This window comes from Actinomadura sp. B10D3 (assembly GCF_039871695.1).
Lineage (GTDB): Bacteria > Actinomycetota > Actinomycetes > Streptosporangiales > Streptosporangiaceae > Spirillospora > Spirillospora madurae.
Genome location: NZ_JBDPLY010000022.1, coordinates 69,097 through 94,364 on the forward strand (window position 1 = coordinate 69,097; position 25,268 = coordinate 94,364).

General features: G+C 75.3%; 2 protein-coding genes. Both read left to right on the plus strand.

What is annotated here, in order from left to right; all coding sequences use genetic code 11:
- The first annotated feature begins 20 nt into the window (after positions 1–20).
- A complete protein-coding gene (locus ABGB11_RS28525) occupies positions 21–4,967 on the plus strand; it encodes an amino acid adenylation domain-containing protein (RefSeq protein WP_347637642.1) in 4,947 nt (1,648 codons plus the stop codon).
- Positions 4,964–25,216 (plus strand): amino acid adenylation domain-containing protein, encoded by a 20,253-nt coding sequence (locus ABGB11_RS28530; RefSeq protein ID WP_347637644.1) that lies wholly within the window; start codon positions 4,964–4,966, stop codon positions 25,214–25,216. The genes ABGB11_RS28525 and ABGB11_RS28530 overlap by 4 nt, the downstream gene beginning before the upstream one ends.
- Positions 25,217–25,268: the final 52 nt, after the last annotated feature.

Here is a 25,268-nt window from a genome sequence, read left to right on the forward strand (position 1 = left end):
CCGTCCGACCGGGAGCCACCATGTCCTTCGTGCCGAGCCCGCCCGCCGAGGCCGTCACCGTTCCCGCCCTCATCGCCCGCAAGGCGGGCGAGTCGCCCAACGCGGTCGCCGTCGTGGCCGGAGACGGCGAGCTGACCTACGCCGAGCTGGACGCGCGCAGCGACCGGCTCGCGCGCCGCCTGCGGGCGCTCGGCACGGGCCGGGGCTCGCGGGTGGCCGTGTGCCTGCACCGCGGTGCCGACCTGGTCGTCGCGCTGCTCGGGGTGTGGCGGGCGGGCGCCGCGTACGTGCCCCTCGACCCCGGGCATCCGCGCGGCAGGCTCGCCTGGATGATCCGTGACACCGGCGCCGGCCTGGTGCTGACGACGGCGGCGGCCGGCGGCCGCGAGGCGGCGCGGGAGGCGGGGGCTCGCGCCCTCCTGATGGAAGAGCCGCGTTCCGGCGGCGAAGAGGCGCCCCACCCGGCGGAACCGGTCGAGGTGACGGGACTCGACGTCGCATACGTGCTCTACACCTCCGGCTCGACCGGGGAGCCGAAGGGCGTCGTCATCGACCACGCCGGGTTCGCCAACGCCGTCGCCTGGCTGGCCCGTGCCCACGGGTTCTCGAACCGGGACCGGCTGCTGCACAAGACGGCGATGACGTTCGACGCCGCCCAGCTCGAAGTCTTCGCGCCGCTGGTGGCCGGTGGCGCGCTGGTCGCGGCGCCGGACGGGGCGGAACGCGACCCGGCCGCGCTGATCCGCGAGATCGCCGCGCACCGGATCACCGTCGTCCAGGTCGTGCCGTCGCTGCTGCGCGCCCTGGTGGACGAGCCGGGCTGGGACGGCTGCGGATCGCTCCGGCTCGTGCTGTCGGGCGGCGAGCAACTGCACGCCGAGCTCGCCCGCCGTCTGCTGGACCGGGTGGCGGTCGAGATCGTCAACACCTACGGGCCGAGCGAGTGCTCGGTGGACGCGACCGCGCACCGGCACGACCCGGCACAGGCGTCGGGGCCGGTCGCCATCGGCCGCCCCGTCACCGGCATGCGGGTGATCGTCCTGGACGCGGCGGGCCGGCCCGTGCCACCGGGCATGCGCGGCGAACTGCACATCGGCGGGGTCGGGGTGGGGCCGGGCTACCTGAACCGCCCCGGCCTGACCGCCGAGCGCTACGTGCCCGACCCGCTCGGGCCGCCCGGTTCGCGCCTGTTCCGCACCGGCGACCTGGTCTTCTGGCGCGAGGACGGCACGCTGGAGTTCGTCGGCCGCCTCGACCACCAGGTCAAGGTCAACGGCGTCCGCATCGAGCCCGGCGAGGTGGAGGCGGTGCTGGCGGCCCATTCCGGCGTCGCCCAGGCGGTGGTCGCCCCGTACGAGGCCGGCGGCCTCGGCCTGCGGCTCGCCGGCTACGTGCGGCCCGCCGACGGCGGCGGCCTCCCCGGCGACCTGCGGGACTTCCTGGGCGAGCGGCTGCCGGGCACGCACGTCCCCGCGGTCTTCGTCGAGATCGAGTCGTTCCCGCGCACCTCCAGCGGGAAGGTCGACCGCGCGGCGCTGCCCGAGCCCGCCGCGGCCGGCGGCAGGCCGTGGGCTCCCGACGCGCCCCCGCGCACGCGGGAGGAGCGGCTCGTCGCCGGCGTCTGGGAGGACCTGCTCAAGGTCGAGGGCGTGCGCGTCCGGGACGACTTCTTCCGCCTGGGCGGCACGTCGCTCCAGCTCACCCGGCTGGCCAACCGGCTCCGGTCGGCCTCGGGCCGGGAGATCCACCTGCCCGGGCTGCTGGCGGCGGCGACGGTCGAGGAGCAGGCCGGGCTGATCGCGGCACCGCGGGCCGCCGATGCGGAGGCGCAGGCGGCCGGGCCGGTGGCCGTGCCGCGCGAGGGCGGGCTGCCGCTGTCGTCCGGCCAGCGCCGCCTGTGGGTGCTGGACCGGATGAACCCGCGCGCCTTCGAATGGGTGTCGCCGCTGCTCCTCCCCGTCCCCGCCGGAACCTCGCCGGACTCCGTACGCCGCGCGCTCGACGCGCTGGCCGCCCGGCACGAGGCGCTGCGCACCAGGTACGGCGTCGTGGACGGCGAGCCCCTCCAGTTCGTCGACCCGCCGCGCCCCGCGGAACTGCGCACGGTGGAGGTCGCCCGCGAGGGGTTCGCGGCCGTGCTCGACGAGGAGTTCGGCCGCGGGTTCGACCTGGAGAACGGACCGGTCGTGCGGGCGGTGCTGGCGAGCCTCCCCGGCGAGCGGGTGCTCGTCCTGACGATGCACCACATCGCCTGCGACGGCTGGTCGGCCGCGATCCTCCAGCGCGAGTTCGGGCTGCTGCTGGCGGGCGACCGGGAGGGCACGGGCACGGCGGCGCTCCCGCCCCTGCCGGTGCAGTACGCCGACTACGCGGTCTGGCAGCGCGAACGGCTGGACGAGGAGGTGATCGAGGCCGAGCTGGCCCACTGGCGCCGCGCCCTGGACGGTCTCGCCCCGCTGGGCCTGCGCACGGACCGGGCCCGGCCGCCCGTACGGGACCCGCGCGGCGCGCTCGTGCCGTTCACCGTCCGGCAGGACGTCGTCGACGGGCTCACCCGCCTCGGACGGCGCCACGACGCCACGCCGTTCATGACGCTGCTCACCGCGTTCGCGGTGCTGCTGGCGCGGCACACCGGCCAGTGGGACGTGCCGGTCGGAACGCCGGTGGCCGGCCGGCACCGCCCCGAGGTGGAGGGCGTCGTCGGGTTCTTCCTGAACAGCCTGGTCGTGCGGTGCGGCCTCGGCCCGGAGCTGGCCTTCGAGGAGGCGCTGGTCCGGGTCCGGGACGCCTGCCGGGACGCCTTCGCACACCAGGAACTGCCGTTCGAGCGGCTCGTGGAGGACCTGGCGCCCGACCGCGACCTGTCCCGCACGCCCCTCTACCAGGCGGCGTTCGACCTGCACGACGAGGAGCTCACCGCGTCGGTGGCCGGCGGGGACGACCTGGACGCCTACATCGAGGCGTGGCGGGTCGCCAAGACGGACCTGACCCTGTTCATGCGCCGCGAGCCCGACGGCACGATGGTCGGCGGTCTGGAGTACGCCGCGTCCCTGTTCGAGCGGGAGACCGTCGAGCGGATGGCCGGTCACTTCGGCCTGCTGCTGGAGGCCGTCGCGACCGACCCCGGCGCTCCGGTGGGCGCCCTCGGGCTGCTGTCCGCCGACGAACGGGGCCGGTTGCTGGCTTGGGGCGAGGGCGCCGCGCCCGCCGCGGGCCCGCGGTCGGTGCTGGACCTGTTCGAGGAGCGGGCGGCCGCGTCGCCCCAGGCGGTCGCGGTGGTCGCCGGGACCGAGCGGCTCGCCTACGGCGAGGTGGAGAAGCGCGCCAACCGGCTCGCCTGGTACCTGGCCGGATGGGGCGTGGGCCCCGAGTCGGTGGTCGGCGTGTGGCTCGACCGCGGCGCGGACCTGGTCGTCGCGCTGCTGGCGGTGTGGAAGGCGGGCGCGGCGTTCGTCCCGCTGGACCCGTCCGCGCCGGACGAGCGGACGGCGTCGATGCTGGCGGACGCGGGCGCCGTGCTGACCCTGACCGCGGCGGTGCTCAACGCCGACTCCGACGAGATCGCGCGGATGCCCGTCACCCGCCCGGACGTGCCCCGTGACCCGGACCGCACCGCCTATGTGGTGTTCACGTCGGGGTCGACGGGGCGGCCGAAGGGTGTGCAGGTGACGCATCGGGGGCTGGTCAATCATGTGGGTTGGGCGGCGTCGGAGTTGCCGGGTGGTGCGGCGGGTGGTGCGCCGGTGTTCTCGTCGGTGGCGTTCGATCTGCAGGTGCCGAGCTTGTGGGCGCCGCTGGTGTCGGGTCGGGCGGTGCATCTGTTCCCGCAGGACGCCGACCTCGCCGATCTCGGGAAGTGGCTGGCGTCGGAGGGGCCCTTCGGCTTCGTCAAGCTGACCCCGTCCCACCTGGAGATCGTCGCGGGGCAGCTCCCGATGGACGAGGTCGCCGCCCTCGCGGAGACGTTCGTGGTCGCCGGTGAGGCGCTGCCGGCGGCACTGGCCGTTCCGCTCGCGCGGGAGGCCGCGCAGGGCCGGGTCCTGAACGAGTACGGGCCGACGGAGGCGTCGGTGGGGACGTGCGTGTTCCCGGTCGAGGGTGATGTGGCGGGCGAGGTGGTCCCGATCGGGCGGCCGCTGCCGGGGATGACGATGCGCGTTTTGGACGCCGACATGCGCCTCGTCCCGGTGGGTGTCGTCGGTGAGTTGTTCGTGGGTGGTGTGGGCGTGGCGCGGGGTTATGTGGGGCGCGCGGAGTTGACGGCGGAGCGGTTTGTGCCGGATCCGTTCAGGGTCGGCGCGCGGCTGTATCGGACGGGTGACCTGGTGCGGGTGTCGCCGGACGGAACGGTGGAGTTCGTGGGCCGTGTGGACGATCAGGTGAAGATCCGGGGGTACCGGGTCGAGCCGGGTGAGGTCCGGGCGGTGGTGGCGGCGCATCCGGGTGTGGCCGAGGCGGTGGTGGTCGCCCGGGACGGCCGGCTGGTGGCCTATGTGGTCGCGGCGGGCGACATCGCCGGCCTACGTGGGCATTGCGCGGAGAGCCTGCCGGACTACATGGTCCCGGCGGTGTTCGTGGAGCTGGCCGCTATCCCGCTGAACGCCAACGGCAAGGTCGACCGGCACGCCCTCCCCGAACCCGACACCGGACCCGGCGACGAGGACGCCGGGCCCCGCACCGTCGTCGAGGAGCGCATCGCGGAGATCTGGACCGGGCTGCTCGGCACCACCGTGAGCGTGCACGCCAACTTCTTCCAGGCCGGCGGGAACTCCATCGTCGCCATCCGGGTGATCGCGGAGATCCAGGAGGCCTTCGACATCGATCTGCAGGTGCGGACCGTCTTCGAGAACCCGACCATCGCGGCGCTGGCGCTGGAGGTCGAGGCCCGCGTCCGCGCGGAGATCGACCGGCTGTCGGACGCCGAGCTGCTGGCCGGTTCGCTTCCCCTGGAGGGCCAGGACCGATGAGCATCGACGAGAACGTGCGCGACGCCGCGGCGCTGCGCGAAGACCTGCTCCGCCGCCGCCTCCGGGGCGGCGGTCGCACCGGGCGGCGCACCGCGGGGATCGGCCGCGCCGACCGGGCCCGTCCCCTTCCGCTGTCCTACGGGCAGCAGCAGATGTGGTTCCTGCACCGGCTGGAACCCGACAGCGCCGAGTACCTCGTGCCGCTGGTGCTGCGGATGCGCGGCCCGATCGAGCGGGAGCCGCTGGAACGCGCCTGGCGGGAGCTGATCGTCCGGCATGAGATCCTCCGCACCCGCTACGCGATGTCCGGCGGCGCGCCCGTCCAGATCATCGACGAGCCCCGCGACCTGCCGCCGCTGCGGGAGGCCGACCTGAGCGGCCACCCCGCGGGCGAGCGCGAGGAACGGGCGGACGGGTTCCTCGCCCGCGAGACCGCGACCCCGTTCGACCTCGAACGCCAGTGGCCGGTCCGCGGGACGCTGGTGAGGCTGTCCGAGGACGACCACGTCCTCGTCGTGGTGTTCCACCACATCGCCTGCGACGCCTGGTCCTGCACGGTGTTCGGCAGCGAGCTCGCGGCCCTCTACCGGGCCTTCGCGGCGGACGGCCCCGCGCCGCTGCCGCCGCTGCCCGTGCAGTACGCGGACTTCGCCGCCTGGCAGCGCCGGGAACTGGCGGGCGACGCCCTGGAGGACCGGCTGGCGCACTGGCGCGAACGCCTCGCCGGGATCGCGCCGCTCGACCTGCCCACGGACCGCCCGCGGCCCGCCGTCCGCGACCACGCCGGCGCCGAGGTCCCGTTCGACCTCCCCGCCGGGCTGGGGGAGCGGGTGCGGGACCTGGCGGCGCGCCACGACACCACGCCGTTCGTCGTCTTCCTCACCGCGTTCCAGGTGCTGCTCGCCCGCTACACCGGGCGGCAGGACGTCCCCGTGGGCACCGTCGTGTCCGGCCGGACGCGGCCCGAGCTACAGGGCCTCATCGGCTACGGCATCAACAGCCTGGTGATGCGGGCGGCCTGGACGGGTGACCCCGCCTTCGCCGACCTGCTGGACCGGGGGCGCGCCATGGTGCTGGACGCCTACGACCACCAGGAGGTGCCGTTCGCCCGCCTGGTGGACGAGCTGCAGCCCGAGCGCGACATGTCGCGCACCCCGCTGTACCAGGTCGCCTTCACCCTGCACGGCGAGCGCAACGAGGGCGTCGACCTGCCGGGCGTGCGGGTGGAGGAGTTCGGCTCCGGCTCCGGACCGGCCAAGTGCGACCTCGAACTGCAGATCCAGGAACACGCCGGCGGCGGCTTCTCCGCACGGATGCGCTACGCCTCGGCGCTGTTCGAGGCGTCCACGGTGCAGCGGATGTCCGCGCACTTCCGCGCCCTGCTGGAGGCGGCGCTCGCCGAACCGGCGACGCCCGTGTCCCGGCTGGAGATGCTCGACGGCACCGAACGGGCCGCCGTCCTCGCCGGCCCGGCCGCCCGCCCGCCGGTCGAGCGCTGCGTCCACGAGCTCTTCGAGGAGCGCGCCGCCGCGGCGCCGGACGCGATCGCCGTGGTCGCCGGGGCCGAGAGGCTGACCTACGCGCAGGTCAACGCCCGCGCCAACCGGCTCGCCCACCATCTGCGCTCGCTCGGCATGGGCCCCGAGTCGCTGGTCGGCGTCTGCCTGGAGCGCGGCCCCGAGCTCATCCCGACCCTGCTCGGCGTGCTGAAGTCGGGCGCGGGCTACGTGCCGCTCGACCCGGTCAACCCCGCCGAGCGGCTCGCCCACGTGGCGGCCGACGCGGGGGTGGCGGTCATCGTGACCCGGCCCGAGCTGCTGGACCTGGTCGGCGAGGTGCACGGCGGCACCACCGTCGTGGTCGGCCGCGACGAGGCGGACGCGCCGGACGGCGACCCGGCGAACCGCTCCGTCCCGGACAACGCCATCTACGTGATCTACACCTCCGGGTCCACCGGCCGGCCCAAGGGCGTGGCGCTCACGCACGCCAACGTCGTGCGGTTGATGACGACCGCCCACGAGCACTACGGGTTCGGCGCCGCGGACGTGTGGTCGCTGTTCCACTCCTACGCCTTCGACGTGTCGGTGTTCGAGATGTGGGGCGCGCTGCTGTTCGGCGGGACGCTGGTGGTGGTGCCCCGCGAGGTCACCCGCTCGCCGGAGGACTTCCTCGACCTGCTGGCGGACGAGCGCGTGACCGTCCTCAGCCAGACGCCGACCGCGTTCCGCGGGCTGGTCGCCGCCGCGGCCGACGGCGACGAGCGCGTGGAGCGGCTCGCGCTGCGCGCCGTGGTGTTCGCGGGCGAGAAGCTGGAGACCGCCGAACTGCGGCCCTGGGCCGACCGGCGCGGCCTGGACGCCCCGGCCCTGGTCAACATGTACGGGATCACCGAGACGACCGTCCACTCGACCTACCACCGGCTGACCGGAGCGGACCTGGACCCCGCGGCCGGCAACCGGATCGGGAGGCCCCTCGCCGACCTGGCGATCCGCCTCCTCGACCCGCACGGCCACCCGGTCCCGGTCGGCGTCCCCGGGGAGATCCACGTGGCCGGGCCCGGCGTCGCCCGCGGCTACCTGAACCGGCCCGACCTGACGGCCGAGCGGTTCGTGCCCGATCCGTTCGGCCCGCCGGGATCGCGGATGTACCGCAGCGGCGACCTCGCGCGCCGCACCCCCGACGGCGGCCTGGAGTTCCTGGGACGCGCCGACGACCAGGTGAAGGTGCGCGGCTACCGGGTCGAGCCCGGCGAGATCGAGGCGGCGCTGACCGCGCATCCCGCGGTGCGGCAGGCCGTCGTGGTCGTCCGCGACGAGCGGCTGGTCGGCTACCTCGTCCCGGCCGAGGGCGCACCGGACGGACCGCCGGACGCGCCCGGACTGCGCGCGCTGCTGGCCCGCACGCTGCCCGACTACATGATCCCCGCGGTGTACGTGCCGCTCGCCCGGATCCCGCTGACGCCCAACGGCAAGCTCGACAAGCGGGCGCTGCCCGACCCGGGCGACGCGGCGGTCCGGGCCCGCGGCGCCTACGCCGCCCCGCGCACGCCCGGCGAGGCGCAGGTCGCGGCCGTGTGGGCGGACGTCCTCGGCGTCGAGCGGGTCGGAATCCTGGACGGGTTCTTCGAGCTGGGCGGCGACTCGATCAGCGCGGTCGCGCTGGTCGGCGAGCTGCGCGCCCGCGGGCTGGACGTCTCGGTCCGCGACGTCTTCGCGCATCGCACGGTGGCCGCGCTGGCCGAACTCGCCGGGGGCCGCCCCGCGCTGCCCGCCGCGGACACCGCGCTGGTCCGGCCGTTCGAGCTGATCTCCGACCGCGACCGGGCCGCGCTGCCGGACGGGGTCGCCGACGCCTACCCGCTGTCGCAGAACCAGATCGGCATGCTCGTCGAGATGCTCGCCGAGGACGGCCGCAACGCCTACCACAACGTGACCCTCTTCCGGATCAATGACGGCGCGCCGTTCGACGAGGCGGCCTTCCGCGCCGCGGGCGAGCTCGTCGTCGCCCGGCACGAGGCGCTGCGCACCTCGATCCACCTCACCGGCTACTCGGTGCCGATGCAGCTCGTGCACGCCGCCGCCGAGCTGCCGATGGGCGTGCACGACCTCACCGCGCTCACCGGCGAGGAGGCCGACCGGGCCCTGGCGGAGTTCTCCGCCAGGGAGCGCGCCGCGCTGTTCGACCTCGGCACGCCGGCGCTGATGCGCTTCCACGCGCATCTGACCGGCGACGGCGGATTCTGGATGGCGGTGACCGAATGCCACCCCATCCTCGAAGGCTGGAGCCACCACTCCCTGCTGATGGAGCTGCTCGACTGCTACCGGGCGATCCGCGACGGGCGCGACCCGGAACCGTACGAGGCGCCCGCGGTCCGCTTCGCCGACTTCATCGCCGCCGAGCGCGCCTCCCTGGAGTCCGCCGAGGACCGGGAGTACTGGGACGGCGTCGTCGGCGGCCACGCCAGGTTCACCCTGCCCGCCGCCTGGTCCGGCGAGCGGCCCGCGCCCGACGGACCCGGCCCCAAGCCGAGCGAGAAGCACCTGGTCGGCGTCCCCTGGCACGATCTCGAGGACGGCCTCCGCGCGCTCGCCACCGACGCGGGGGCGTCGCTGAAGAGCGTCCTCGTCGCCGCCTACACGAAGGTGATGAGCCAGCTCACCGAGGAACCCGCCTTCCACGTCGGGCTCGTCTGCGACGCCCGCCCCGAGATCCTCGGCGCGGACCGCGTCTACGGCATGTACCTCAACACGCTGCCGTTCCCCGTGGACCGCGGCGCCCGGACGTGGCGGGAGCTGGTCCGGCGCACGTTCGAGCGAGAGGTCGAGCTCTGGCCGCACCGCCGCCACCCGTTCCCCGAGATCCAGCGCCGCGCGGGCGGGCGGCGCCGGCTGATCGACGTCTACTTCAACTACCAGGACTTCCACCAGGTCGACACGGCCCTGGTGGACGACCGCGCGGGCAGCGACGACGCGCCGACCGAGTTCCCGCTCACCATCTCCTCACGGGTGGGGCACGTCATCCTCACCGCCGACTCGCACCACCTCACGCTCGAGGACACCGACCGCCTCGGCGCGATGTTCCGGGCCGTGCTGGAGGCGATGGCCGCCGGCCCGGACGGCGACGCCCGGGAGATCCTGCTGCCGCCCGGCGAGCGCGACCGCACCCTGCGGGAGTGGGCGGCGGGCCCGGCGGCCGCGGCCGCAGCCGACGCCTGCGCCATGATCGGGGAACGGGCCGCCCGGACGCCGCACGCGGTCGCCGTGACGGGCGCGGCCGGCACCGTCACCTACGCCGAGCTGTGGGACCGGGCCGGGCGGATCGCCGGCCGGCTGCGCGGCCTCGGCGCGGGCCCCGAGACGGTCGTCGGCGTGCTCCTCGGACGCGGCCCCGACCTGCCGGCGAGCATGCTCGGCGTGTGGCGGGCCGGCGCGGCCTACGCGCCGATGGACCCGTCCGACCCGCCCGGGCGGCTCCACCACGTGCTGGCCGACTCCGGCGCGCGGGTCGTGCTGACCGAAGAGGCGTACGAGGGACTGCTCGAAGGGGCCTTCGACGGCACCCGGCTGAGGGCGGCCGAGGCGGCGCGGGAGAGCACGGCGCCCGGACCCGTCGTGCGGGATCCCGACTCCACCGCCTACGTGATCTACACCTCGGGGTCGACCGGCCGGCCGAAGGGGGTGCGGGTCACCCACCGCGGCCTCGCGGGCTACCTGGACTGGGCGGCCGCCGAGTACATCGCCGACCCCGGAGAGGGCGGGCATGCCGGAGGGGCGGGCGGGGCGCCGCTGTTCTCCTCGGTGGCCTTCGACCTGGCCGTCACGATGCTGTACGCGCCGCTCGTCGCCGGACGGCCGGTCCACATGTTCCCGCAGGACGGCGACCTCGCCGACCTCGGCGACTGGCTGGCCGCGAACGGCCCGTTCGACTTCGTCAAGCTGACCCCGTCCCACCTGGAGATGCTCGCCCACCAGCTCGGCCCCGACCGTGCCGCCGGGCTCGCCGGGACGCTGGTGGCCGGCGGCGAGCCGCTGCACGGCCCGGTCGCCGGGCTGTGGTCGCGGCGACTCGGCGGCGGACGGGTCGTGAACGAGTACGGGCCGACCGAGGCCACCGTCGCCGATGCCGCGTTCACCGTCGAGGATCCGCGTCCCGAGGGCGTCGTGCCCGTCGGACGCCCGATCCCGGGCACGACCCTCTACGTCCTGGACGAGCTGATGGAACCCGTTCCCGTCGGCGTCGTCGGGGAGCTGTACGTGGGCGGCGCGGGCCTCGCGCGCGGCTACTCCGGCGATCCCGCCATGACCGCGGAACGGTTCGTCCCCGATCCGTTCGGGCGCGCCGGCGGGCGCCTGTACGCCACCGGCGACCTCGCCCGCTGGCGTTCCGACGGAGACGCCGAGGTGCTCGGCCGCCGCGACGGCCAGGTGAAGATCCGCGGCCACCGCGTCGAGCCGGGGGAGGTCGCCGCCGTCCTGCGGGAGGCCCCGGACGTCCGGGACGCGGTCGTCGTCGCGGGCGCCGACGGGACGGAGACGGTCCGCCTCGTCGCCTACGTCGTGACCGACGGCGCCGCCACCGACGCCGCCTTCGGCGGACTGCGCGAGCACTGCGCCGCCCTGCTGCCCGAGCACATGGTGCCGCGGACGTTCGTGAGCCTCGACCGCATCCCGCTGACCACGGCGGGCAAGCTCGACGAGCGGGCCCTGCCCGCCCCAGATCGCGACACCGCCGTGGACCGTCCGTACACCGCGCCGCGCACGCCGGTCGAGGAGCGCGTCGCCGCCCTGTGGGGCGACGTCCTCGGCGTCGGCCGCGTCGGTGTCGACGACGCCTTCTTCGACCTCGGCGGCGACTCCATCCGCGCCGTCGTCCTCGCGGCCGCGCTGCGCGCCGAGGGCTTCGAGGTCGGGGTGCGCGACGTCATGGAGCACCGGACCGTCGCCGGGCTGTGCGCGCGGCTCGCCCGGCGGGACGGTGCCGCACCGGCCGCACCGAGGCCCGCCGTCGCCCCGTTCGAGCTGGTCTCCGACGCCGACCGCACCCGGCTGCCGCGGGACGTCGTCGACGCCTACCCGCTGTCGCAGAACCAGGCCGGGATGCTCGTCGAGATGCTCGCCGACGGCACCCGCAACAGCTACGTGGACGTCACCTCGTTCCGCATCCGCAGCGGAGGCCCGTTCTCGCCCGAGGCGTTCCGGCGGGCCGTCGCCGCCGTCGCCGGCAGGCACGACGTCCTGCGCTCGTCCCTGCATCTGGACGGCTACTCGACGCCGATGCAGCTCGTCCACCCCGCCGCCGACATCCCCTGCGAGGTGCGCGACCTGCGCGGGCTCGGCGAGCCGGAGCAGAAGGCGGCGCTGGCCGCCTTCGTCGCGCAGGAGCGGGCGCGCGCGTTCGGCGAGGCCGCGGACGGGCCGCTGCTGCGCGTCTTCGTGCACCTCCACGACGACGGCACCTGGCGCTGCACGTTCGTCAAGAGCCACGCCCTCCTGGACGGGTGGAGCTATCACCTGCTCCTCGGCGAGCTGGTGGACGCCTACGAGCGGATCCTGTCCGGACACGCAGGGCCGGAGGCGGAGACGGAGGCGCGGCCGGAGGTGCGCTTCGCCGACGCGATCGCGGCCGAGCTGGCGGCGCTGGACTCGGCGGAGGACCGCGCCTACTGGCGGGACATCGTCGGCGGGAGGAGCAGGCTCGCCCTGCCCGAGGCGTGGCGCGGCGACCCCGCCCTGCCGCCGGCCGACGTCCGCTCGGGCCTGTCGTTCCGCGACCTGGAACCGCGGCTGCGCGCCCGCGCGGCCGAGGCCGGGGTGTCGCTCAAGAGCGTCCTGCTCGCCGCGCACCTGGCCGTGATGAGCTGGATCACGCCCGAGGCGGAGTTCCACACCGGGCTCGTCACGCACGTGCGGCCCGAGGCGGCCGGCGCCGAGCGGATCCTCGGCATGCTGCTGAACACGCTGCCGTTCCCGATGGACCGGACGGCCCGCACGTGGCGCGACCTCGTCCGGCGGGTCTTCGACCGGGAGGCCGAGCTGTGGCCGCACCGGCACTTCCCGCTTCCCGCGATCCAGCGCGAGCAGGGCGGCGGCCGCATCACCGACGTGTTCTTCAGCTACATGGACTTCGACGGCGTCGGATCGGAGCAGGCCGAGGACGAGGGCAACGGCATCAACGCCAGCGCGACCGAGTTCCCGCTCGGCGTCACCGTGCTCGGCGGCATCCTCACGCTGCGCACCGGCACGCACACCATGGCCCAGGAGGACGCCGACCGGCTGGCGGGCATGTACCGGGCCGCCCTGGAGTCGGTCGCCCGCGGCCTCGACGGGGACCCGCACGCCGAGCTGCTGCCTGCGGACGAACTCGACCGCCTGCTGACGTCCGGCGAGGGCGCCGCGGCGGTGGGGGCGCGTTCGGTGCCGGAGCTGTTCGAGGAGCGCGCGGCCGCGTCACCGGAGGCACCGGCGGTGGCGTCCGGCGGCGAGTCGTTCACCTATGCGGAGGTCGACGAGCGCGCGAACCGCCTCGCCCGGCACCTCATCGGACGCGGCGTCGGACCCGAGTCCGTGGTGGGCGTCCTCCTGGGCCGAAGCGTCGACCTGGTGGTGGCGCTGCTGGCGGTGTGGAAGGCGGGCGGTGCGTTCGTGCCGCTGGATCCCGCCTACCCGGCGAACCGGGTCGCCGCGATGCTGGAGGACGCGGGCGCCTCCCTCCTCGTGGACGCGTCCTTCCTGGACGCGGAGGCCGAGCGGGTCGCGGCCATGCCGCCCACCCGGCCCGACCGCGGCTCGGATCCCGACCGCACCGCCTATGTGGTGTTCACGTCGGGGTCGACGGGGCGGCCGAAGGGTGTGCAGGTGACGCATCGGGGGCTGGTCAATCATGTGGGTTGGGCGGCGTCGGAGTTGCCGGGTGGTGCGGCGGGTGGTGCGCCGGTGTTCTCGTCGGTGGCGTTCGATCTGCAGGTGCCGAGTTTGTGGGCGCCGCTGGTGTCGGGTCGGGCGGTGCATCTGTTCCCGCAGGACGCCGACCTCGCCGATCTCGGGAAGTGGCTGGCGGAGCAGGGACCGTTCGGGTTCATCAAGCTCACGCCGTCCCATCTGGAGCTGCTCTGCCACCAACTCGGCGCTGACCAGGCCCGCGAGCTCACGGACACGCTGGTCGTCGCGGGCGAGGCGTTCGGGCGGCGGACGCTGGAGTCCTGGCGGGAACTCGCGCCGGACGTCCGGGTCCTGAACGAGTACGGGCCGACGGAGGCGTCGGTGGGGACGTGCGTGTTCCCGGTCGAGGGCGATGTGGCGGGCGAGGTCGTGCCGATCGGGCGGCCGCTGCCGGGGATGACGATGCGCGTCCTGGACGCCGACATGCGCCTGGTTCCGGTCGGTGTGGTCGGGGAGCTCTTCGTGGGCGGTGTGGGCGTCGCGCGGGGATACGCGGGGCGCGCGGATCTGACGGCCGAGCGGTTCGTCCCGGATCCGTTCGCGGCGGGAGCCCGCCTGTACCGGACCGGTGATCTGGTGCGGATGCTGCCAGACGGAAGCGTGGAGTTCCTGGGCCGTCTGGACGATCAGGTGAAGATCCGAGGACACCGGATCGAACCGGGCGAGGTCCGGGCGGTGGTGACCGAGCATCCGGGTGTGGCCGAAGCGGTGGTGGTCGCCCGGGACGACCGGCTGGTGGCCTATGTGGTCGCAGGAGGAGACATCGCCGACCTTCGTGGGCATTGCGCGGAGAGCCTGCCGGACTACATGGTCCCGGCGGTGTTCGTGGAGCTGGCCGCGATCCCGCTGAACGCCAACGGCAAGGTCGACCGGCACGCCCTCCCCGAACCCGACGGCGCACCGGAGGACGAGGCCGTCATCGCGCCGCGCACGCCGGCCGAGGAACGCATCGCGGCGGTCTTCGCCGAGGTGCTCGGCCGACCCCGCGTCGGCCTGCACGACGGCTTCTTCGAGAGCGGCGGCGACTCGATCAGCGCCATCGTCGTGGTGGGCACCCTGCGCGACGAGGGCTACGACGTCTCGGTGCGCGACCTCTTCGTGTCCCGCACCGTCGCGGGGCTGGCCGAGGCCGCGGCGGGACGCGGCGCCGCGGCGGGCGCCGAACGCCCCGTCGAACCGTTCGAGCTGCTCGGCCCGGACGACCGGGCGGCACTGCCCGCCGGGGTCCGCGACGCCTACCCGATGTCGCAGGCCCAGGTCGGCATGCTCGTCGAGATGATGGGCGGCGAGGGCCACTACCTGAGCTTCGCCGCCTACCGGATCCCCGACCCGCGGCCGTTCGACGAGGACGCGCTGCGCGCCGCTGCCCAGGTCGTCGTGGACCGCCACGAGGTGCTGCGCTCCTCCCTCGACCTCGCCTCGTACTCGGTCCCGATGCAGGTCGTCCATGAGGCCGTCGAGGTCCCGGTGACCGCCCGCGACCTGCGCGGCCTGCCCGAGGACGAGCGCGAGGCCGCGCTGATGGACCTGTTCACCGCGGCGCGGAACGAGCCGATCGACCTCGGCGCGGCGCCGCTGCTGCGCCTCGGCGCCTACGTGGCCGACGGCGAGGGCTGGTGGCTGGCCGTCGCCCGCCCGCACGCGGTCACCGAGGGCTGGAGCCACAACGCGCTGCTGGCCGAGCTGCTGGACTGCTACCGGCGCGTCAGGGACGGGCGCGAACCCGCGCCCTACGAGGCGCCGCCCGTGCGGTTCGCGGACTTCATCGCCGCCGAACTGGCCGCGCTCGACTCCGGCGAGGACCGTGCCTACTGGCAGGCGATCGTCGACGGTCACGCGCCCGTCGCCCTGCCCGACGGCTGGGGCCCCGGGCCGGAGACCGGCCCGGGGGAGCCCTTCGACGTGCGCGTGGAGCTGGGCGCGCTGGAGGGACCGCTCAACGCCCTCGCCGCGCGGGCGCGCGTGTCGATCAAGAGCGTGCTGCTCGCCGCGCACGTGAAGGTGATGAGCCAGCTGACCGACGCGAGGGCGTTCCACGTCGGGCTGATCTGCGACGCGCGCCCCGAGGTCCTCGGCGCCGACCGCGTGTACGGGATGCACCTCAACACGGTGCCGTTCGCCATGGACCGCACCGCCGGCACCTGGTACGAGCTGGTCCGGCGGGTCTTCGACCGCGAGGCCGAGCTGTGGCCGCACCGGCGCTACCCGATGCCCGCCATGCAGCGCGCCTGGGGCGGCGGACGCCTGGTGAACGTGGTCTTCAACTACTTCGACTTCCCCCGGACGGCGCCGGACGAGGCGGGCGGGCAGGCCGGCGGCGCCGACCTGAGGCTCGGCGACTCGCGGACCGAGTTCGGCCTGACCGTGCACTGCCGGCCGGACCGCCTCAGCCTGAGTACCGACACCGGCGTGCTGAGCCGCGCGAACGGCGAGCGGCTGGCCGGGATGTACCGGGCGGTGCTGGCGGCGATGGCCGCCGACGCCGACGGGGACGCCCGCGCCGCGTACCTGGGGCCGGACGAGCCGGAGCCGCCGCAGGACGAGGGGGCCGCGACCGTCCGCGAGCCCGTCGCCATCCGCGCGCCGGCCGAGTTCGAGCGGCACGCCGCCGCGACCCCCGACGCCGTGGCGGTGCACGCCGCCGGGGTCTCGCTCGGCTATGCCGAGCTGAACGACCGGGCCGACCGGCTCGCGCACCGGCTCCGCGAGCTCGGCGCCGGTCCCGAGACGCTGGTCGGCATCTGCGCCGACCGGTCGGCCGAACTGGTCCTGGGGGTGCTGGCGGTGCTCAAGGCGGGCGGCGCCTACCTGCCGCTCGACCCGGAGCTGCCGCCGGAGCGCCTCGCGGGCATCGCGGCCGACGCAGGTCTGGAACTGCTGCTCACTCGCGGTGACCTTCTCGCCGCGGCCGCGCCGCGCGACGGGCGGACCGTGGTCCTGCTGGACGAGCCGGACCAGTGGCCGCGCCCGGCCGCGGATGCCCCCGTCCCGGTCGCCGACGGCGCCCATCTCGGCTACGTCATCTACACCTCGGGATCCACCGGGAGGCCGAAGGGCGCGATGGTGCACCGGCGCGGGATGGGCAACCACCTGCTCGCCAAGATCGAGGACCTCGGGCTGACCGCCGCCGACACCGTCGTGCTGAACGCCTCGCCCGCCTTCGATATCTCGGTGTGGCAGATGCTCGCCCCCCTGGTCACGGGTGGCCGGGTCAGGGTGGTGGACGCGGCGACCGCGCTCGATCCGGAGCGCCTGTTCGGGCTGGTCGCGGACGACCGCGTCACCGTCCTCGAAGTCGTCCCGTCGCTGCTGCGCGCGGCCCTGGACACCTGGGACGCCGGGGCCCCGGCCCCCGCGCTGCCGGACCTGCGGTGGCTGGTCGTGACGGGCGAGGCGCTGCCGCCGGAGCTGTGCGCGCGGTGGTCCGCCCGCTACCGCGGCGTTCCGGTGATGAACGCCTACGGGCCCACCGAGTGCTCCGACGACGTCACGCACGCCGTCATCACGGCCGAGGACGACACGTCCGCCGAGGTGCGGGTGCCGATCGGCCGCGCGGTCCGCAACACCCGGCTGTACGTGCTGGACGAATGGCTGCAGCCCGTCCCGGCCGGCGTGCCCGGCGAGCTGCACGTCGGCGGCGCCGGGGTGGGGCGCGGCTACCTGGACCGTCCGGACCTCACCGCCGCGTCGTTCGTCCCCGACCCGTACGGCCCCGCCGGAGCGCGCCTGTACCGCACCGGCGACCTGGCGCGCCGGCTGCCGGACGGGTCGCTCGACTTCCTGGGCCGGCTGGACGACCAGGTGAAGGTCCGCGGCCACCGGATCGAGCTCGGCGAGATCGAGGCGGCGCTCGCGGCCGACCCGCGGGTGAGGCAGTGCGTGGTGGTCGTGCGCGACGAGCGCCTGATCGCCTACCTGGTCGCGGAGGAGGGCGCGGGCCCCGATCCGGCCGGGCTGCGCTCGGAGCTGGCCCGCACCCTGCCGGACTACATGGTCCCCGCCGCGTTCGTGGCGATGGACCGGCTGCCGCTGACCCCCAACGGCAAGCTCGACCGGCGCGCCCTGCCCGCGCCCGGGGAGGGCGACTTCGCCCGCGGCGAGCACGTGGCGCCGCGCACCGGGCTGGAGCGCCGCGTGGCCGACGCCTGGCGGCGCGCCCTGGACGCCGACCGGGTCGGTGTCGACGACGGCTTCTTCGACCTCGGCGGCGACTCGATCCGCGCGGTGGCGCTGGTGGGCGCGCTGCGCGCCGAGGGACTGGACGTCGCCGTACGCGACGTCTTCGAGTACCGGACGGTCGCCAGGCTGTGCGAGGCGCTGCGGGGCCGGGACCGGCTCACCGGGGACGAGCGGGCGGCGGTCGCGCCGTTCCAGCTGATCTCCGAGCAGGACCGCGCCGCGCTCCCGGACGGCGTCGCCGACGCCTACCCGCTGACCCGCAACCAGATCGGCATGCTGGTCGAGATGCTCGCCGACGACGGGCACCGGGCCTACCACATCATCAACACCTTCCGGATCCGCGACGAGCGGCCGGTGGACGCGGACGCCCTCGCGGCGGCGGCCCGCACGCTCGCCGCCCGGCACGACATCCTGCGCACGTCGATCCACCTGACGGGCTACTCGGTGCCGATGCAGCTCGTCCACGACCCGCGCGACGCGGCGGGCATCCGGGTCGGCGTCCAGGACCTGCGCGGCGTGCCCGACGTGACCGGTGCGGCGGGCGAGCGGATCCTGCGCGAGTTCGTCGCCGCCGAACGGGCCGACGCGTTCGACCTGGAGACCGCCCCGCTGATCCGGATGTTCGCCCACCAGGAGAGCGACGAGGCCTGGTGGCTGACCTTCACCCAGGCGCACGTGATCACCGAGGGGTGGAGCTACCACCTGCTGCTGATGGAGCTGCTGGAGGTCTACCACCGGATCAGGGACGGTCTCGAACCGGAGCCCTTCGAGGCGCCCGGCGTGCGCTTCGCCGACTCGGTCGCCGCCGAGCTGGCGTCGCTGGACTCGGCCGAGGACCGCGGCTACTGGCGGCGGATCACCGCCGAGTACGCCCCGCTGGCCCTCCCCGCCGACTGGGCGACCGCCGCGGCGGGCCCCGCCGCCGGTCCGGGGACCGCGGACGTGGAACCGGTGTACGCGCAGGTGCCGTTCGAGGATCTCGGCGACGGGCTGCGCGCTCTCGCCACCGCGGCGGGCGTCTCGCTGAAGGCGGTGCTGCTGTCCGCCCATCTGAAGGTGATGAGCCAGATCACCGGCGCACCGGCGTTCCACACCGGCCTGGTCTGCGACACCAGGCCCGAGGAGCTCGGCGCCGACCGCGTCTACGGCATGTACCTGAACACGGTCCCGTTCGCGGTGGACCGCGGCGCCCGGACGTGGGGCGACCTGGTCCGGCGGACCTTCGACCGCGAGGTGGAGCTGTGGCCGCACCGGCGCTACCCGATGCCCGACATCCAGCGGGAGTGGGGCGGCGGCCGGCTCATCAACGTCTACTTCAACTACCTGGACTTCCACCAGGTCGACACCGACGCCGTCGACACCGGCCGCCGGATCAGCAACGCCCCGGTCGAGCCGGGCATCGGGCTGACCGTGCACAACCGCGGCGACCGCCTCTACCTGAGCACGCACACCGGGGCGATCGGCCATGCCGCCGCCGAGCGGCTCGCCGGGATGTACCGCGCGGTCTTGGAGGCCATGGCGGCCGGGGTGGACGGCGACGCCCGCGCCATGTACCTGCCGGAGCGGGCCGCCGAGGACATCGCGGAGGGCGCGCCCGAGGGCGCCGTCGCGGGATGCCTGCACGAGCTGTTCGCCGAGCAGGCGGCGCGCACCCCGGACGCGCCGGCGGTCACCGCGGGCGGCGTCACGCTGACCTACGCCGAGGTGGACGCGCGCGCCGACCGGCTCGCCCGCCGCCTGCGATCCCTCGGCGCGGGGCCGGAACGGCTCGTCGGCGTGTGCCTCGGCCGCGGGGCCGACCTGCTGCCGGCGCTGCTCGGCGTGCTCAGATCCGGCGCCGGCTACCTTCCGCTCGACCCCGCCAACCCGGCCGACCGGCTCCGGTACATCGTCGCGGACGCGGGCGTGGACCTGCTGGTCACCGACGAAGCGCGGACGGGCCTCGCGCAGGCGATCCACGGGGGGCGGCTCGTGGTCCTCGGCGGCCCGGCGGCCTCGGCCGGCTCCGCCGACCCTGCCGACCAGGACGGGCCCGTCGCCGCCGGGACCGCGGCCGTGCCCGGCAACCTGGCATACACCATCTACACCTCCGGGTCGACGGGCCGCCCGAAGGGGGTCGCCGTCACGCACGCCAACGTCGTCCGGCTCATGACGACGGCCCAGGAGCACTACGCCTTCGACGACTCCGACGTGGTCAGCATGTCCCACTCCTACGCCTTCGACGTGTCGGTGTTCGAGATGTGGGCGGCGCTGCTGCACGGCGCCCGGCTGGTGCTGGTGCCGGCGGACGTGGCCCGCTCGCCGGAGGACTTCCTCGACCTGCTGGTCGACGAGGAGGTCACCGTGCTGTCGCAGACCCCGACGGCGTTCCGCTCGCTGGTGGCCGCGGCCGCCGCCGGAGACCCCCGGATCAGGGCGCTCGCGCTGCGCGCCGTCGTGTTCGCGGGGGAGAGGCTCGACATCCCCGAGCTGCGGCCGTGGGTGGAGCGGCGCAGCCTCGCCCGCACGGCGCTGGTCAACATGTACGGCATCACCGAGACGACCGTGCACACCACCTATTACCGGATCACCAAGCGCGATCTGGACCCGGCGGCGGGCAACGGCGTCGGCCGCCCGCTCAGCGACCTGCGGGTCCATCTGCTGGACGCGGAGGGCAACCGGGTTCCCAACGGGGTCGCCGGCGAGATCCACGTGGCCGGACCGGGCGTGGCCCGCGGCTACCTCGGCCGCCCGGACCTCACCGCGCAGCGCTTCGTGCCCGACCCGTTCGGCGCGCCGGGATCGCGGATGTACCGCAGCGGCGACACCGCCGTCCGCAAGGACGACGGCACGCTGGAGTTCGCCGGCCGGATCGACGACCAGGTCAAGATCCGCGGCTTCCGGGTCGAGCTCGGCGAGATCGAGGCGGCGCTGGCCGCCCATCCGGCGGTCGAGCACGCCGTGGTGCTGCTGCGCGACGACGAGCGCGGCGAGCCCGCGCTGGTGGGGTACGTCGTCCCCGCGGGCGAGGAGAGGCCCGACGCCGCCGACCTGCGGGACCGGCTCGCCGAGACGCTGCCCGAGTACATGGTGCCCGCGGTGTTCGTCGCGCTGGACGACCTCCCGCTCACGCCGAACGGCAAGCTCGACAAGCGCGCGCTCCCGGCCCCCGGCGCCGCCGCGCTGCGCGCCCGCCGGGCCTACGTCGCCCCGCGCACCGCGCTGGAGCAGCGGATCGCGTCGGTGTGGTCGGCGGTCCTCGGCGTCGCCGGCGTCGGCGTCGAGGACGGCTTCTTCGACCTCGGCGGCGACTCGATCCGCGCGGTGTCGCTGGTCGGCGCCCTGCGGGCGGAGGGGCTGGACGTCGGCGTCCCCGACGTCTTCGCCCGGCGGACCGTCGCGGGGCTCGCGCAGGCGCTGGAGGGCCGGGCGGAGATCCACGAGTCCGCGACCAGGGTCGCCCCGTTCGAGCTGATCGCCGACCGCGACCGCGACCGGCTCCCCGCCGGCGTCGCCGACGCCTACCCGCTCACCCAGGGGCAGGCCGGGATGCTCGTGGAGATGCTCTCCAACACCGGTCAGCCGAACTACCACATCGTCAAGACCGTGGGCTTCTCCGCGGCCGAGCCGTTCGACGAGGACGCCCTGCGCCGGGCGATGGACGAGCTGGTGTCCCGGCACGAGATCCTGCGCACCTCCATCGACCTGGAGCGCTACTCCGAGCCGCTCCAGCTCGTCCACCGGGAGGCGCGGATGAGGCTGCGAGTGGTGGACGGCCGCGACCTCGGCGAGGACGCCGAGCGCGCGGTGCTCGCCGCGCACGTCGAGGCCGAGGCCGGTGAGCCGCTGGACCACGAGAGCGCACCGCTGATGCGGCTGACCGTCCACCGGCTGGCCGGCGGGCGCTGGCAGCTGACCTTCGCCCAGTCCCACGCCATCCTGGACGGCTGGAGCTTCTACCTGCTGCGCGTCCAGGCGCTCGAGCTGTACCGCGCCTACCGCGACGGCCGCGAGCCGGAGCCCTACACGGCCCCGGACGTGCGCTTCGCCGACTTCGTCGCCGCCGAGCGGGCGGCGCTCGCCGGCGACCGCGACCGCGGGTACTGGCGGGCGGCGCTCGACGGGGCCGCCAAGTTCACCTTCCCCGACGGCTGGGGATCGGCCTCGGCCGGACCGGGCGAGGTCCACCTGCACCAGGTCCGTTTCGGCGACCTGATGGACGGCATCGAGCACCTCGCCCACGGCGCCGGCGTGCCGGTGAAGAGCGTGCTGCTGGCGGCGCACCTGAAGGTCATGAGCCAGCTCACCCGCGAGCACAGGTTCGTCACGGGCCTGATGTGCCACTCGCGCGCCCAGGTGATCGGCGCCGACCGGGTGGCCGGGATGAGCCTCAACGCCCTCCCGTTCGTCATGGACCGCACCGCGGCGACCTGGCGCGACCTGGTCACCGGCGTGTTCGCGGCCGAGGCCCGGATGTGGGAGCACCGGCACTTCCCGATGTCGGCCATCCAGCACGACCTGGCCGGCGGAGAGCGGCTCATCGACGTCTACTTCAGCTACATCGACTTCGACCAGCCCGAGGAGGGGCCGGTCGACCGCAGGCTCGACTTCTGCTTCAGCTCCAACGAGTTCCCGCTGACGGTCGCCGTGCAGGCGGCCCGGCTCACCTTCCACACCAACTCGCGGGTGCTCTCGCCGGAGAACGCCGAGCGGCTCGCCGGGATGTACCGGGCCGTGCTCGCGGCGATGGCCGCCGATCCGGACGGTGACGCCCGGCGGATCCACCTGCCCCAGGGTGAGGACGAGATCCTCCACCGCGCCGCGACGGGCCGGGTGGCCGACCACGGCACGCTCAGCGTGCCCGAGCGGATCGCCGAGCAGGCGGCGCGCACCCCTGGGGCGCGGGCCGTCGTCCGCGGCGGCGACGCCCTCACCTACGCCGGCCTCATCGAACGGGCCGACGCCTTCGCGGCCGCGCTGCGGACCGCCGGCGCGGGCCCGGGCACCGTGGTGGGCGTCCTGCTCGACCGGGATACGGACCTGATCGCGGGCCTGCTCGGCGTCTGGCGGGCGGGCGCCGCCTACCTGCCGCTCGACCCGTCGCATCCCGCCGCACGGCTGGGCGAGGCGCTCACCGACGCGGGCGCGGTGGCACTGCTGAGCAGTGACGCCCTCGCCGGGCCGATCGGCGCGGACTTCGCGGGCGCGGTCCTCGCCGTCGACCGGATCGACGCCGCCCCCGCCCGGGCGGCGGCCTCCCGCCCGCACCCGGACGAGACGGCCTACGTGATCTACACCTCGGGGTCGACCGGACGGCCCAAGGGCGTCCAGGTGACGCACGGCGGGCTCGCCAATCACCTCGGCTGGGCCGCGGCGGAGCTGGCCGGGCGCGGGCGGGGCGGCTCCGCGGTCTTCTCCTCGGTGGCCTTCGACCTGGTCGTCCCGAACCTGTGGGCGCCGCTGCTCACCGGCGGGGAGGTGCGGCTGCTGCCGCCGGACCTCGAGCTGACGCGGCTGGGGGAGGAGCTCCTGCGGCACGCTCCGTTCGGCTTCCTGAAGCTGACCCCCGGGCACCTGGAGATCCTTTCCAGGCAGCTGACGCCCGAGCAGGCGACGGGGCTGGCCGAGGTGATCGTCGTCGCGGGCGAGGCGCTGCCCGCCGGGCTCGCCGGGGAGTGGCTCGACCGGGTCGGGCCGGGACGGCTGGTGAACGAGTACGGGCCGACCGAGACCTCCGTCGGCGCCACCGTCCACCCGGTGGCCGGGCCCGCGGACGGCGAGGTGGTGCCGATCGGCCTGCCGCTGCCGGGCGTCCGCACGCACGTGCTCGACGAAGACCTGCGGGAGGTCCCGATCGGTGTCGCGGGCGAGTTGCTCGTCGGCGGCGCGGGCGTCGCGCGCGGCTACCTGGACCGGCCCGCGCTCACCGCCGAACGGTTCGTGCCCGACCCGTTCGGCCCGGCGGGCTCGCGGCTCTACCGGACCGGCGACCTGGTGCGGCTCCGTCCGGACGGCGCCGCCGAGTTCCTCGGCCGGCTCGACCACCAGGTCAAGATCCGCGGCCACCGGGTCGAGCCCGGCGCGGTCGCCGCGCTGCTGACCGCCCATCCCGCCGTCCGGGAGGCCGCCGTGGTCGCCGACCGGACCGGGGCGGGCGACGCCCGGCTGGTGGCCTACGTGGTCACCGGCGGCGACGCGGACCCCGCCGGCGGAGCGGACCTCGCCGCGTACTGCGCGGCCGAACTCCCCGCCCCCATGGCCCCCGCGGTCATCGTGCCGCTGGACGCCCTGCCGCTGAACGCCAACGGCAAGCTCGACCGGGCGGCCCTGCCGCCGGCCGAGGCGCGGCCGGACCGGCCGCACGTCGAGCCGGCGACGGCGACGGAGCGGCGCCTGGCGGAGATCTGGGCCGGCGCGCTCAAGGTGGAGCGGGTCGGCCGCGACGACGGGTTCTTCGACCTCGGCGGGCACTCGATCCTGCTGATCCAGGTCGTGCTGGAGGCGGTGCAGGCCGGGCTGCCGGTGACGCTGCTGATGTTCTACCAGCACGAGACCCTGCGCGAACTGGCCGCCGCGATCGACGCCCTGCCGAGGCCCGAGCCCGAGCCCCGGCACGGGTCCCGGCGGGCGGCACCGGCACCCGCCGCGGTGGAGCGGGGGCCGCTGCCGGGCAACGTGCCGGGTCTGAGCGCCGCGATCCTCCAGAACGGCGAACTGGTCGCCCTGGAGACGCGCGGCGTCCTCGCGGCGGGCGGGAACGACCCCGTCACCGCGGACGCCTGCTTCCAGGGCGGCTCGATGAGCAAGCACGTCACGGCGTTCGGCGCGCTGCGGCTGGTCGACCAGGGCGTGCTGGACCTCGACGAGGACGTCGCGGCCTACCTCACCGGCTGGCGGTTGCCCGGCGGCGCGCGCGTCACCGTCCGGCATCTTCTCGCGCACCTGTCGGGGCTCGCGCCCAACCCCGGCAAGGGGTACCCGCGCGGGGGGCCGGTCCCCACCCTCCTGGACGTGCTGAACGGGCGGCCGCCCGCGGCCAACCCGCCGGTGACGGTGGACGCGGAGCCGGGAGCGGTCTTCCGCAAGGCCAACGTGCACTACTCGGTGCTGCAGCAGGTCATGACCGACGTGACCGGACGGCCGTTCCCGGACCTGATGCGCGAGCTCGTGCTGGAACCGGTCGGCATGACCGGGAGCGGCTTCGAGCACTCGTTCCCCGAGGAGCCGGGACGCCGGGCCGCCCGCGGACACGGCGCGGCCGGAGAGCCCGTCGACGGCGGCTGGCTGGTCCGCCCGGACGCGGCGGCCGCCGGGCTGTGGACGACGGCGGCCGACCTGGCCCGGCTCGCGCTGGAGATCCGCCGCTCCCATCTCGGCCGGCCGCTGGCGCCGCTGTCGCCGGAGACCGCCCGGGAGATGCTCACGGTCCAGCACGAAGGCGCGTTCTACGGCCTCGGCACCGTCGTGGATCCCACCGGCGCCGACCCGCAGTTCGGGCACGGCGGCGAACCGGTCGGCTACCACGGCCTCACCGTGCTGCGGCTCGGCGCGGGCACCGGCGCGGTCGTGCTCACCAACGGCTCGGGCGGCCGGGAGGCGGTACGGGAGCTGATGTCCCGCGCCGACCCGGGCACCGCCCCGCTCGACTACTGATCGGTCCCGCCGAAACGCCCTGGGAGAGGTCCACCATGCGACGTCCTGCCCG

Bases quoted from the DNA above. Each gene is read 5' to 3' on its own strand.
- ABGB11_RS28525 (WP_347637642.1), top strand. From the start codon at position 21: ATGTCCTTCGTGCCGAGCCCGCCCGCCGAGGCCGTCACCGTTCCCGCC.
- ABGB11_RS28530 (WP_347637644.1), top strand. From the start codon at position 4,964: ATGAGCATCGACGAGAACGTGCGCGACGCCGCGGCGCTGCGCGAAGAC.